The sequence below is a fragment of the Vibrio sp. 1978 genome (assembly GCF_033344345.1).
On the sequence record NZ_JAWPOP010000009.1, the window covers coordinates 170,808 to 182,322 of the forward strand.

The 11,515-nt window shown below is 44.7% G+C and carries 14 protein-coding genes; 5 read left to right on the forward strand and 9 right to left on the reverse strand.

The window, feature by feature from the left end; genetic code table 11:
- Positions 1-16 precede the first annotated feature (16 nt).
- Entirely contained in the window at positions 17-301 is a 285-nt protein-coding gene (locus R8N49_RS11505; RefSeq protein ID WP_005384942.1) for a putative quinol monooxygenase, read from the forward strand.
- A gap of 69 nt (positions 302-370) precedes the next feature.
- Here R8N49_RS11505 and R8N49_RS11510 read toward each other — a convergent pair whose 3' ends face one another.
- Both R8N49_RS11510 and R8N49_RS11515 read right to left on the reverse strand, forming a co-directional pair.
- Positions 371-2,050 carry a mechanosensitive ion channel family protein gene (locus tag R8N49_RS11510; RefSeq protein WP_054575344.1) on the reverse strand — a complete coding sequence of 560 codons (1,680 nt, stop codon included), beginning with the start codon at positions 2,048-2,050 and terminating at the stop codon, positions 371-373.
- Between the two features lie 191 nt (positions 2,051-2,241).
- The gene (locus R8N49_RS11515; protein WP_005384948.1) at positions 2,242-2,682 is read right to left on the reverse strand and encodes a YcgN family cysteine cluster protein; all 441 of its coding nucleotides are present in this window, start codon (positions 2,680-2,682) and stop codon (positions 2,242-2,244) included.
- A 188-nt stretch (positions 2,683-2,870) separates the two neighbouring features.
- Between R8N49_RS11515 and R8N49_RS11520 the strand changes: the two genes are divergently transcribed.
- The 3 genes from R8N49_RS11520 to aqpZ all read left to right on the forward strand — a co-directional run bounded on the left by R8N49_RS11520 (position 2,871) and on the right by aqpZ (position 4,436).
- Positions 2,871-3,119, forward strand: a complete 249-nt coding sequence (locus R8N49_RS11520) for a GlsB/YeaQ/YmgE family stress response membrane protein (RefSeq protein WP_005380625.1) — start codon at positions 2,871-2,873, stop codon at positions 3,117-3,119.
- A 137-nt stretch (positions 3,120-3,256) separates the two neighbouring features.
- Positions 3,257-3,505 (forward strand): YkgJ family cysteine cluster protein, encoded by a 249-nt coding sequence (locus R8N49_RS11525; protein WP_017820793.1) that lies wholly within the window; start codon positions 3,257-3,259, stop codon positions 3,503-3,505.
- A 232-nt stretch (positions 3,506-3,737) separates the two neighbouring features.
- Positions 3,738-4,436, forward strand: coding sequence for an aquaporin Z (gene aqpZ / locus R8N49_RS11530; RefSeq protein WP_054575356.1), 699 nt, complete (start codon positions 3,738-3,740; stop codon positions 4,434-4,436).
- A 51-nt stretch (positions 4,437-4,487) separates the two neighbouring features.
- On the opposite strand, the gene recR is transcribed toward aqpZ, so the two are convergent.
- From recR to R8N49_RS11565, 7 genes are all read right to left on the reverse strand, one after another.
- A complete protein-coding gene (gene recR, locus R8N49_RS11535; protein ID WP_005380619.1) occupies positions 4,488-5,087 on the reverse strand; it encodes a recombination mediator RecR in 600 nt (199 codons plus the stop codon).
- 30 nt (positions 5,088-5,117) lie between these two features.
- Positions 5,118-5,447, reverse strand: coding sequence for a YbaB/EbfC family nucleoid-associated protein (locus R8N49_RS11540; RefSeq protein WP_005380618.1), 330 nt, complete (start codon positions 5,445-5,447; stop codon positions 5,118-5,120).
- Between the two features lie 82 nt (positions 5,448-5,529).
- The gene (gene dnaX, locus R8N49_RS11545; RefSeq protein WP_186584753.1) at positions 5,530-7,635 is read right to left on the reverse strand and encodes a DNA polymerase III subunit gamma/tau; all 2,106 of its coding nucleotides are present in this window, start codon (positions 7,633-7,635) and stop codon (positions 5,530-5,532) included.
- An 8-nt stretch (positions 7,636-7,643) separates the two neighbouring features.
- Positions 7,644-8,189: an adenine phosphoribosyltransferase gene (gene apt, locus R8N49_RS11550; RefSeq protein WP_005384957.1), complete on the reverse strand. Its 546-nt coding sequence runs from the start codon at positions 8,187-8,189 to the stop codon at positions 7,644-7,646.
- 162 nt (positions 8,190-8,351) lie between these two features.
- Positions 8,352-8,738, reverse strand: a complete 387-nt coding sequence (locus R8N49_RS11555) for a YbaN family protein (RefSeq protein ID WP_373921219.1) — start codon at positions 8,736-8,738, stop codon at positions 8,352-8,354.
- A 33-nt stretch (positions 8,739-8,771) separates the two neighbouring features.
- Positions 8,772-8,903, reverse strand: coding sequence for a hypothetical protein (locus R8N49_RS11560; protein ID WP_005380608.1), 132 nt, complete (start codon positions 8,901-8,903; stop codon positions 8,772-8,774).
- A 226-nt stretch (positions 8,904-9,129) separates the two neighbouring features.
- Positions 9,130-10,236, reverse strand: coding sequence for a response regulator (locus tag R8N49_RS11565; protein WP_005380606.1), 1,107 nt, complete (start codon positions 10,234-10,236; stop codon positions 9,130-9,132).
- A gap of 289 nt (positions 10,237-10,525) precedes the next feature.
- Between R8N49_RS11565 and R8N49_RS11570 the strand changes: the two genes are divergently transcribed.
- Complete coding sequence (locus R8N49_RS11570; RefSeq protein WP_005384959.1) at positions 10,526-11,401, forward strand: LysR family transcriptional regulator; 876 nt, start codon at positions 10,526-10,528, stop codon at positions 11,399-11,401.
- The last annotated feature ends 114 nt before the right edge of the window (positions 11,402-11,515 follow it).

The following is an 11,515-nucleotide window of genomic DNA, read 5'->3' on the forward strand; positions in this document are numbered from 1 at the left end:
AAAAAGAGTAAACATTATGATTCACTTGACGGCTACCTTTCATGCACAACCGGGAAAAGAACAAGAGTTGAAAGAGGTACTTACCCGAGCGCTTGAACCTACTCGCAATGAAGAAGGTTGCGTTCGTTATCAATTGTTCCAAGATAAAGACAATACATGCCACTTCGTTTTTCAGGAGCAATTTAAAAACCAACAAGCGTTTGAGCTTCATGGTAAAACAGAACACTTTGCTCTTTTGATTAGCCAGATCGACAACTTGTTAGAATGCGAGCCGAAACTGGTGTTCTTTAACGAACTGTAACAATAACGCTAACCGAAGATCAAAAAAGGCACTCTACCTAGAGTGCCTTTCACTTGTTGGGACCTGTGATTAAGCGTCTTGCTTCTCCACCATATGCAAATGCACATCTTGTTGTGGGAAAGGAATCGAAATACCTTCTCGGTCGAAGCGTAGTTTCACCTCTTTCGTCACATCCCAGTATACATCCCAGTAATCATCCGTTTTTACCCAAGGACGCACAATAAAATCTACAGAAGACGTATTTAATGTATGAACTTTGATCATTGGCTCTGGAGTGCGAAGTACCGAAGGGTGAGAGGTAATGATATCAGACAATACTGACTCCGCTTTTAAGAGGTCATCCGCATAGCCAATGCCAAACACCATATCCACGCGGCGAATGCGTTCATGCGTGACGTTCTTAATAACATCTCCCCAGATTTTGCTGTTAGGCACAATAATAATTTGGTTATCAAACGTACGGATTGTGGTGTTCACCAAACTCATATGGCTTACCTTGCCATCCACACCGCCAGCATACACAAAATCACCAACATCAAATGGGCGATAAATAAGCAGCATCATACCCGCCGCGAAGTTGGATAACGTGTCTTGCAACGCGAAACCAATAATCACACCAGCAATACCGAAACCGGTTAGGATTGGCGCTAGGTTCAAACCAAGCTGAGATAAGCCCACCATGATACCGATCACCCACACGAATTTGCCGGACATCGAGATAAAGAAGTCCTGCATCAAGTGGGAAAGTTTTAAGTTTTTCGATGCAACTGCTTTACGGACGACTTTGCGAGTTAACTTAGCCAGTCCGCGAGCGATCAATAAAATCAGCGCAAAAACAAACAACTGGAAGATATGCTGCGGTGCATTCTCGGCAAACCAATCCAGTGCCGAGTTGGACCAGTGACTCAGTATTGACCACACAACTTTGGTATTCAGTAAATCATGGGTGATATTACCCGTCACTTCAAAAATTTGGCGTTTGTATTCAGACGTTTCTAAACCGACTTTATCACCAATTGAAATCAGGTTGCGTAAGCTTTCTGTCGCAATATTTAGCCTTTGTTTAGTAATGAGCTGACTAAGTTGCAACGACGCTTTTTCCGACTCTGGGCTAGACGAAAGTTGGGAGCCAATGATCTCACTTTGCTGACTCAAGTACTCAATTGAAGCAGACAGTAAGCGCATACGTTTATCAATTTTATCTTTTAGTTCCGCTTCTGCGCGCTCGTTTTGGGCCCCTAGCTCCTTCAACCAAGCGAGATTTTGCCAGCTCGAATCGAAGCTAACATCAAGATAACGCTGTAGCTCTCGATAATCGTTAACAAGAGCAAGCTTCTCTTCATCCTTAGCCTTATTTAAATCCTCGACGACTTTCTTTATTTTTTCCGATAGATAGTTCGTCGCGTCCTCAGAGTATTGTTCTTGTTTTTTAACTAGCAAGATCAGCTTGTCGCGAGAGATAGTTTCACGTTCAATCGCTGACGCTAACTGGCTTCTTAATTCTTCATTCTTTTGGAATAGTTGCAGTTGAAGGGCATCACGCTCGTCGCCACTCGCTTGCGAGAGGCTTTGGGATAAATCCACAATCTCTCGGTTCAAGTTGTCAATCGAGATTTCGGCAGCAGAAGGCTCTTGGATATCGTCAGTAGCAGTCGCATAAACAGCCATTGGGGAGAGCATAATGACGGCAAGTGCGAATAATGTCACCCAAGATGTCAGGCGCAGTTTCTGGGGGAAATGAAACGTCATGTTTACCTCATAGGGAACAATCCTGATCAAAACAATCAGGAATAGAAGTGTAAAGCGTTGAAATCATACTCCTAAGTTTACAACACTAAATAATAAACTGAGCAGCATTTCGTTAGCGAGACGTCAAAGTTGGGAGCCCCAATAGCAAACAAGCCTTTCATTTAATAAATGAAAGGCTTGTTTTTATTCGACTAAGGACGGTTGGGATGATTTAAAATATGGTCTTCCCAATCCACCACATCAATCTCGTAAACAACTTTGTTACGGACACTTTCCCCAGCCGCATGCATTGCGGACTTAGAGCCGGTAATCAACGGATGCCATTCTGGTAAAGGCTGCTTTTCAGCCAACAGACGGTAAGCGCACGTGTGTGGCAGCCAAGTAAAATCGTCGATGTCTTCTCGGGTCAGCTTGGTGCACTCTTCACCCGAAGTGAAACGGTTTGGGTAATCCTTACATGAACACGTTTTACTGTTCAGCCAGCTACAAGCCACATTGGTATAGTAGATTTCATCGGTATCTTCATCCATCAGCTTATGCAAACAACATTTGCCACAACCATCACAGAGAGATTCCCATTCCTCTTCTGTCATCTGCTCTAACGATTTACTTTGCCAAAATGGAGTGCTCATACTTCAGGTCTCACCAAGGGAATTTAGGGGGCGATTTATACTCTTCTCAACGCAAAAGTTCAAGTTTTGAGAAGATCTTGCATCCTTCCCACATAACGGTGGAGATATTCAACTACTTTCGTTTTACTGTTCTATCCTTAAAAAAGTTTCCATTACTCAATTGATCAAGAAGGCATTAAGGAGTTTTCATGGGTATTATTTCTTGGATTATTTTGGGCTTAATCGCCGGCGCACTTGCTAAATGGCTCATGCCAGGAAAAGATGGGGGCGGTTGGATTGCAACAATGTTACTTGGTATTGCAGGGGCATTTGTAGGTGGCTTCCTTGGCGGCATTCTCGGTTTCGGCGGAGCAACTGGCGTCAACATTGGTAGTATCATTACCGCAACACTAGGCGCATTTATTCTGTTGTTTGTTTATAACCGTTTCTTAAAATAATCACGATGATTTAAAAGCAAAAAACCAAAAAGGGAGCGTAATGTTAAGCGCGCCCTTTTATTTTTTTCTTTCTTCACTCTTCCAATCCACGTCAAAATGACCATAATTGCCCCCTTAATTTTTAAGAGGTTTACATTATGGATTGTCGATTAGGATGTGGAGCGTGCTGTATTGCGCCAAGTATCTCTTCACCAATACCTGGAATGCCCAAGGGCAAACCTGCAGGTGTTCGTTGTGTGCAACTCAACGACGACAATTTGTGCAAGCTATTTGGTAAGCCTGAACGCCCCAAAGTCTGTCACGATTTTAAACCGTGTCCGATTGTATGCGGCAACACCAATCAAGAAGCACTCGACAACATCACTGAATTAGAACAATTGACGTAATGCGACTCTAGACCACACGTTTAAAGTTAGTACCTCGGTTGTTTCTCTCCGAGGCAGTAATCAAAGCAAACTCAAGATTTAGCACTTCCCCCCCCCTCTGCTTTTTATCTCACCCTTGAGAAATCTTGCCACATAGCGTTCCATTTGCGGTTTTTGCGCGATCTTCCTCACAATTTATTGACAATTCTCGACTATGTTCAGCGGGTCATTTAATTAAAGATCAGGAAAGAACATGAATAAGTATTTGGCTGAGGCTTTTGGCACGTTCTGGCTAGTGTTGGGCGGCTGTGGTAGCGCGGTGTTGGCTGCGGGTTTCCCTGAAGTGGGTATTGGTCTGTTGGGCGTTTCTTTGGCATTCGGTTTAACCGTTCTGACGATGGCATTTGCTATCGGTCATATTTCAGGTTGTCACTTGAACCCTGCAGTGACAGTTGGCCTTTGGACTGGCGGTCGTTTTGAGACAAAAGACGTTGCTCCCTACATCATCTCACAGGTGATCGGCGGGCTTATCGCAGGTGGCGTGCTTTACGTTATTGCATCTGGACAAGCAGGATTCGATGTTGTGGGTTCTGGCTTTGCCGCCAATGGTTATGGGGAACACTCTCCAGGCCAATACTCGATGATCGCTGCACTTGTGACTGAAGTTGTCATGACGATGATGTTCCTGATTGTCATTATGGGTGCAACAGACAAACGTGCGCCACAAGGCTTTGCACCTATCGCAATTGGCCTGTGTTTGACTCTCATTCACCTGATCAGCATTCCTGTCACCAATACGTCAGTAAACCCTGCTCGTAGCACGGCAGTCGCAGTATATGTGGGTGACTGGGCGGTTTCTCAGCTATGGCTGTTCTGGGTTGCGCCTATTGTGGGTGGCGTGCTTGGTGCGGTTATCTACAAAAACCTTCTTGGTGAAGAATCGAACGATTAATCGTTCCCAACTCCCAAGATCAAAAAAGCCGCTGAGTTCAGCGGCTTTTTATTAAATTCTGTGTCGACCTAATAGCGAATGTGACAACGTCGTGCCATCAACAAGCTCTAGCTCCCCACCGACAGGCACACCATGCGCGATGCGGCTGGCATCAACTTGGTGCTCTTTACATAGCTCTGCGATGTAATGGGCAGTGGCTTCACCTTCAACTGTTGGGTTTGTCGCCAAAATCACTTCGGTAATATCACCGCGACGTAAGCGGTAATCAAGGACATCTAATCCAATATCACTTGGACCAATACCATCTAATGGCGACAAATGCCCCATAAGAACAAAGTACCGACCAGAATATTGGCCTGTTGCTTCAACGGCTGCGATGTCTGCCGGGCTTTCTACCACACAAATTTGACCATTTTCTTGGCGTTTTGGGTTGGTACAAATGTGACAGACTTCTTCTTCGGTGAAGGTTCGACACTCAGTACAATGACCTATTTCTGTCATTGCCTGACTAAGCGCATCTGCAAGCTGCAAACCGCCTTTTCTATCGCGCTGTAACAAATGAAAGGCCATACGCTGCGCTGACTTGGGGCCAACCCCAGGTAGACAACGTAAGGCCTCCATCAATTGCTCCAGCATATGACTGGTACGCATTAAAAGTCCGCTTAATTAAATATCAGCAGATTAGAATGGCATTTTCATACCTGGTGGTAGTTGCATACCGCCAGTTACAGAAGCCATTTTCTCTTTTTGAGTTTCTTCAACACGACGGGCTGCATCGTTGAACGCCGCAGCGATCAGATCTTCAAGCATTTCTTTGTCGTCTTCCATCAAACTTTCATCGATGTCAACACGACGTACGCTGTGACTACCAGTGATAGTAACTTTAACTAGGCCAGCACCAGACTCGCCAGTTACTTCCATATTCGCGATTTCTTCTTGAAGCTTTTGCATGCGATCTTGCATTTGCTGGGCTTGCTTCATTAGGTTGCCCATACCGCCTTTACCAAACATGTTTATCTCTCTGGTTTAATGAGGTGTTGCATCAATTAATGGGGTTATACCTTTGGGTTTTCAACCCCATTCCATTCGATTATTAGATAGGGCGCACACTATCTTTATCAAGCTCTGCAGCAAAACGACGTTCAATAAATTGAACATTTGGATCGTTTTCTAAACTGTTCAGCGCTTGCTGTAATTTCTCTTGGTAGAGCCTATCTCTCAGTTCAAGTGGTGTTTCTCCACTCTCCCCTATTTCGATGCTCATGTGGCACTCTTCACCTAACACGGTATTAAGTGCTTTGAGCAATTCGGCTTGAGCTCTATCAGTATTCAAATGAGCTTGGCTGCTTCTCAATAGTAACGAAACGGTTGTTCCTTCCTTACTATAATGAGAGTTTAGCGCAAGTTGCTCTACCAGCTTAGGGATCTCCATTAAGCTGATTAGCTTCGCCCATTCATTATGTTCTAATGACTCATCGATGAGCTTTTGTGCCATTTCAGGCGTTTTCTCATGCTCAAGTGCCTGCTTGAGCTGCGTAGGTGTCAGTTTTGTATTTACTTTTGTCTCAACAGGCTTGCTTGGACGCCAGCGATACGCTTCTTCAACTTGTGGCTCCGTCGACTTCGGAGCTGAGTTTGGCGACACCTGCGCGGAATTGCCATGCAATTGCGCTACTCGGTCGATAACCGATTCTGGTTGTGCAGATGCCGCTTTAGGCTTTTTTGAGCCACCATTTTGAGGAGTGTTCTGTTGTAGGCCTTGACGCTGAGAACGTAATTGGTGACGTAAACCGCTTAGACCACCGCGCGCCGGTGTTGAAACGCTCTCTTGCACTTGTTGAGGTGGCGTTTCATGCTGCGGTGCAGGGTTTTCGCTCATCGGCGGCGCCATATCATACTGTGGCGGAACCGTCTCATATCCACTCGCGTGATATTCAGGTTGTGAATTGGATGAAGGTTGAGGCGCCACTTGTGGTGAGCTTTGTGCTGGACTCGGCTGCTGAGCTCGAGGAGATGCTACTGTCCGAGCTGGCGCAGCCTTTGGTTGACTGGTACTTTGAGCCGGAGATGACGCTGGCTCGCAGTTACTAGAAACAACATTTGCCCCACTGTTATTTGATGGACGGAACGCCAACATACGCAGCACAATCATTTCCAAACCGACTCGCCCATTTGGCGAGAGGGTCAAATCTTCACGACCTTTTAATGCAATTTGATAGTAAAGCTGAACGTCTTGCGGGCTTAGAGCTTTACTCAACAGCTCAATTTTCTCTGCATCTGGTTGTGCTCGGTCTAACGACGCGGGCAACGCTTGATACATCGCAATTCGGTGTAACTGTGTTGCGACTTGCTGCAACAAACCATCCCACTCAACACCATTTGCCGCTAATTGTTGGATTTTATCCATAGCTTGTTGAGGTTTCTTGCTGCTGATTGACTCTAGTAAGTGAATCGCTTGGTCGGTATCAATCGTCCCCAACATGTGGCTGACAATATCGGCTTGCACCGCACCGTTACCTAATGCAATTGCTTGATCAGTCAAGCTAAGAGCATCACGCATACTGCCATCTGCAGCATGTGAGATCATACCCAACGCTTTTGGCTCTGCTGAAACTTGCTCTTGACCTAGGATGTAATCAAGTTGCTGGTGAATATCATCAACGCTGATTGGTTTCAGATGAAACTGAAGACAACGCGACAATATAGTGACAGGCAGCTTTTGTGGATCAGTTGTTGCGAGTAAGAACTTCACATACTCTGGCGGCTCTTCCAGGGTTTTCAACAACGCATTGAAAGAGTGACGCGATAGCATGTGCACCTCATCGATGAGGTACACTTTAAAACGTCCACGAGCAGGTTTGTATTGAACGTTGTCTAACAGTTCACGAGTGTCTTCAACTTTAGTACGTGATGCTGCGTCGATTTCAAGAAGATCGACAAAGCGACCTTCATCAATTTCACGACAAGTATCACACTTACCACAAGGTGTCGCGGTAATGCCGGTTTCGCAGTTCAAGCCTTTGGCGAACAGCCTACCGATACTCGTTTTACCCACACCACGAGTCCCGCTGAACAGATAAGCATGGTGTAAACGGTTTTGCGCCAGTGCGTTTTCCAACGCCGTCAGGACATGTTTTTGTCCGACAACTTGGTCAAACTGATTAGGACGCCATTTTCGCGCTAAAGCTAAATAACTCATTGAATGTATTAATGTCCTTCAAAATCGCAGATGCTGTACACGTTTAGACCTAGTGCTTCTAAACGTTTATCGCCACCGATTTCTGGTAGGTTGATAACGAACGCAGCGTGCTCAACTTCACCACCCAGTTGGCGAATCAGCTTAGTCGTCGCTTCAATAGTACCGCCCGTTGCCAATAAATCGTCGACAACCAGTACTTTGTCGCCTTCAACGATGGCATCTGTATGGATTTCTAGTGTATCAACGCCGTATTCAAGCTCATAAGATTGAGCAACAGTAGGGCGTGGTAGCTTGCCTGGTTTACGCACTGGTACAAAACCAACACCTAGCTCAAGCGCTAAAGGCGCGCCAAATAGAAAGCCACGAGCTTCCGTACCCACAACCTTGGTAAAGCCCATATCTTTGTAACGTTCAACAAGTAAGTTGATCGTCGCTTGGTATGCGTTCGCGTCTTCAAGAAGGCTCGTCACATCACGAAATAGAATGCCTGGCTTTGGGTAGTCTTGGATGCTTTTGATGCTAGATTTGATCAGTGAAATTGTTTCTGTAGTCATAATACCGATTTACTTAGATTGGCTCATCGCCCTCTCTAATCGCAGTATCACGAGGGCAACGAACAATAGGTTTTCACCACTATGTGCTTATTTTCGTAAAAGTCACAGGCGCTGAAAATACAAACGCCCACTCGAAGAGCGGGCACACTATTCTCTACAATCTTAGTGATTTTCTTCTCGGTCAGCAACCAACTCAATCACAGGCAGACGCATAAACCAGCTGAGTAAAACGATTAGCATCACTAAAAGACCAATTTTTACCCAAACGAGGGGGATAACAACGATTGAAACCATGAAACTAAGCGCAATAAAAATCGCACCACGCTTTTTTACTTTTGAAGTAACAGCCCGATGCTTATGCCAATTGTCGAGAATGGGTCCAAACGTTTTGTGGTTATGTAACCATTGATGAAATGCGGGGCTACCACGCATAAAACATGCGCTAGCAAGCAAAATAAAAGGTGTGGTGGGTAAAAGTGGAAGGGCTATGCCGGCTATGCCGAGCACAATACAGAGTCCACCAACAGTATTGAAAAAGTAACGCTTAATACGAATGGTGAACTCCGGTACAAAATAGCTAGATTAAAAGCCTGCGTAACCATTCATTACACGAAGCCAGGTTAGCGTTGCAGGAAGTGTTGGGATCAAAAGAACTGCAATAAAACCTAAAAAGTAAAAAATATTATAAGGCTCTTTAAAATCTTTGTCTGCCATGATGTGTCTTCTCACTAGTTGACTTTGCTTTTCCCAAGGCACAGCGTTAAATTATCGTTGCACAAATGGGTCATTATTGTTTTAAGCGCTGACTATACATTAAACAGCCAAATCTAAACACCAGTAAAAAGTAAGGTTATTAAACTAAACGTATGTTGTTTTGGTGGTTCTAAAAAGATAATAAGCAGCGTCAGGACGCTGCTTATTGTTGGTTTGCAAGTCATAATTATACTAGTCGGGATTTCCGGGTAATACTTAAACTAAAACTTGAAGAACCTAAACACCCGATAGATAACTGTCCTGCAACACTAAGCGGTAAATCGCGGGTGATGAAGTTTTTCATACTTCCTCCCCCTAAACGGTTACCTGCTGCGATGTGTTGATTCGTATTTCCGTCAGACCAATGGCTATCTAAACCCGCAGGCAATATAGAGACCGAGGATGAAGCGAGGTCGGCGACACCAAACACAGCATTGACTGCACCCGCACACTCCGAACACTCAATTCCTTTTTCAATGATCCCTACCATGTCCTTGAGATCAGCACTGAAACTTTTCAAGTTACGGAGATAATCGTCAAACAATGCCCTAACGAGCAATGTCGTCGCAACTCCATCATTAGCTTGGGAAGCAGAATCAACGAGATAAAACGCAAATTGACCATTCATTAACCAACGATAATCGAAAACCAAGGGCATCACATCCGTCGATTGCAATAAACGGTACGAGCAGCGCCAATCTCCCTGAGCAGCATCCTTCTCTGGCAATAGAGCTTGCAGTAAATCTCTTGCCGCACTCGGATTCTGTTGCAAATATTCCAGATGCCAATACAGCTCTTGTTCATCTGGGATTTCACCACCATCATCAACCCTGAACCACTGACTTGAAAAGTCACGTTGTTCTGAGAAGTGGCTATCGGTATCTTCTAGCGTATTCTCTATCGCCTGAGATAGGTGCTCATAATTACCTATCGGTTTAGGAAGAAAATCTTTAATACCAAACCGCAACGCTTTCGCGACATCGGACATTTCATCCGTGCCTGATACCACGATAAGCGGCATATATGGGTATTCGAGACTAACTTCTTCGACGAACTCGATACCATCTAAGACCGGCATCGATAAATCACACAAGATAAGATCGGGTTGGCATTCCCTGAGTTGTTGAAGCGCTTCTAGGCCGTTTTCTGCTTCTACTACTTTAAAACCCTGACTTTCTAAATAGGCATTGGTTACTTTGCGAAATATTGGATCATCGTCCACCAACATTATTAGTTTTTGATTAATCACTTCCTGTGCCGAGACCATTGCCGTTTGACTGTGAGTCTTAAACATACCTTTATCCCTCACAAAGCTCAGTCAAAAAAACAGATTTATTATTAAGTCATTATTTTTGTTGTGTTTACTTCCAGCAAAACGTGTCACAGCAAGACCTGAGGCCGCTTCGCCTTGTTATAAAACTTAGCTCGGAAACTGCATTAATACAAATATTACGGCGTATAACAGTATTTACTCAAACAGGGTTGCTGTGTTCAAATGATGCAACATGTTGACTTAAAGCAAGCTTTGATCACAAAGTTAATTATAAATTAACCGTAATCGGTAATTTAATGTGTCTGGAAATATGAAATTAGATGACTTAAACCTGTTTCGACTGGTTGTCGAAAATGGGAGCTACACCGCAACTTCGCGAAAAACCATGATCCCGGTTGCGACCATCACCCGACGCATTCAAGCGCTAGAAGACTCTGTCAATCTTCGACTATTGAACCGTCATGCTCGCAAACTCTCGCTCACTGAAGCAGGGGAACGTTTTTACCATGAGTGCTCTCCTTTACTACAAAGGCTAACAACCGCAGCAGAGGAAATCACTGACGACTGCCGAGGAGCATCCGGCAAGATTAAGATATCCGCGCCTTACAACTTAACTAAACGAATGATGATGCCGATGTTCAACAGCTTTATGAAGCAGTACCCGGACATCAACATTGAGCTAACGACAGAGAATAATGCGGACAAGCTTGACCCTACTGAATGGGATGTAATTTTTCGAGTGGGACCGCAACGCGACTCTAGCCTCATCGCGCGTAAGATTGGCGAAGTGAAGGATATTCTCGTTGCAAGCCCTGACTATCTAACCTCGAATCCTGCGCCACACCATGCAGAAGAGCTATCTAACCATTCATTGCTAAAAGGGTACCCACTTATTAAGTGGACCTTGATTAATAGCAAAGGCGAGTCTGTGGTGAATGTTGATCGTGGTCGTTTTCAAGCAAACGCGCTCAATGTGGTGCGCAGCGCTTGTTCCGAAGGTTTAGGCATCACACTAATGCCAGATGTAATGATCAAAGAGTACATCGAGAGCGGCGATTTGGTACGCGTACTGCCAGATTGGAGTGCAAACCCGCGCGACATTTATATGCTTTACAACCACAAAGACCACCTGCCAGAGAAAGTTCGCCTCTTTATTGACTTTGTGATCGCTTATAACATTCACTAACTAGATAGCGAAAACAAAAAAACCAGAGCCGAAGCTCTAATGCCGATCAGTTAAGACTTTAATCGGCAGATCAGTTGAATGATCCTACCAACATGTAACAATCCGATAGACCCT

Excerpts from the sequence above, each read along its gene's own strand:
- R8N49_RS11520 (WP_005380625.1), top strand. The coding sequence starts at position 2,871 with ATGGGTATTATTTCTTGGATTATTTTGGGCTTAATCGCCGGCGCACTT.
- R8N49_RS11540 (WP_005380618.1), bottom strand. The coding sequence starts at position 5,447 with ATGTTTGGTAAAGGCGGTATGGGCAACCTAATGAAGCAAGCCCAGCAA.
- R8N49_RS11560 (WP_005380608.1), bottom strand. The coding sequence starts at position 8,903 with ATGGCAGACAAAGATTTTAAAGAGCCTTATAATATTTTTTACTTTTTA.
- R8N49_RS11570 (WP_005384959.1), top strand. The coding sequence starts at position 10,526 with ATGAAATTAGATGACTTAAACCTGTTTCGACTGGTTGTCGAAAATGGG.
- R8N49_RS11515 (WP_005384948.1), bottom strand. The coding sequence starts at position 2,682 with ATGAGCACTCCATTTTGGCAAAGTAAATCGTTAGAGCAGATGACAGAA.
- R8N49_RS11505 (WP_005384942.1), top strand. The coding sequence starts at position 17 with ATGATTCACTTGACGGCTACCTTTCATGCACAACCGGGAAAAGAACAA.
- apt (WP_005384957.1), bottom strand. The coding sequence starts at position 8,189 with ATGACTACAGAAACAATTTCACTGATCAAATCTAGCATCAAAAGCATC.
- dnaX (WP_186584753.1), bottom strand. The coding sequence starts at position 7,635 with ATGAGTTATTTAGCTTTAGCGCGAAAATGGCGTCCTAATCAGTTTGAC.
- R8N49_RS11510 (WP_054575344.1), bottom strand. The coding sequence starts at position 2,050 with ATGACGTTTCATTTCCCCCAGAAACTGCGCCTGACATCTTGGGTGACA.
- R8N49_RS11565 (WP_005380606.1), bottom strand. The coding sequence starts at position 10,236 with ATGTTTAAGACTCACAGTCAAACGGCAATGGTCTCGGCACAGGAAGTG.
- R8N49_RS11525 (WP_017820793.1), top strand. The coding sequence starts at position 3,257 with ATGGATTGTCGATTAGGATGTGGAGCGTGCTGTATTGCGCCAAGTATC.
- recR (WP_005380619.1), bottom strand. The coding sequence starts at position 5,087 with ATGCGTACCAGTCATATGCTGGAGCAATTGATGGAGGCCTTACGTTGT.
- aqpZ (WP_054575356.1), top strand. The coding sequence starts at position 3,738 with ATGAATAAGTATTTGGCTGAGGCTTTTGGCACGTTCTGGCTAGTGTTG.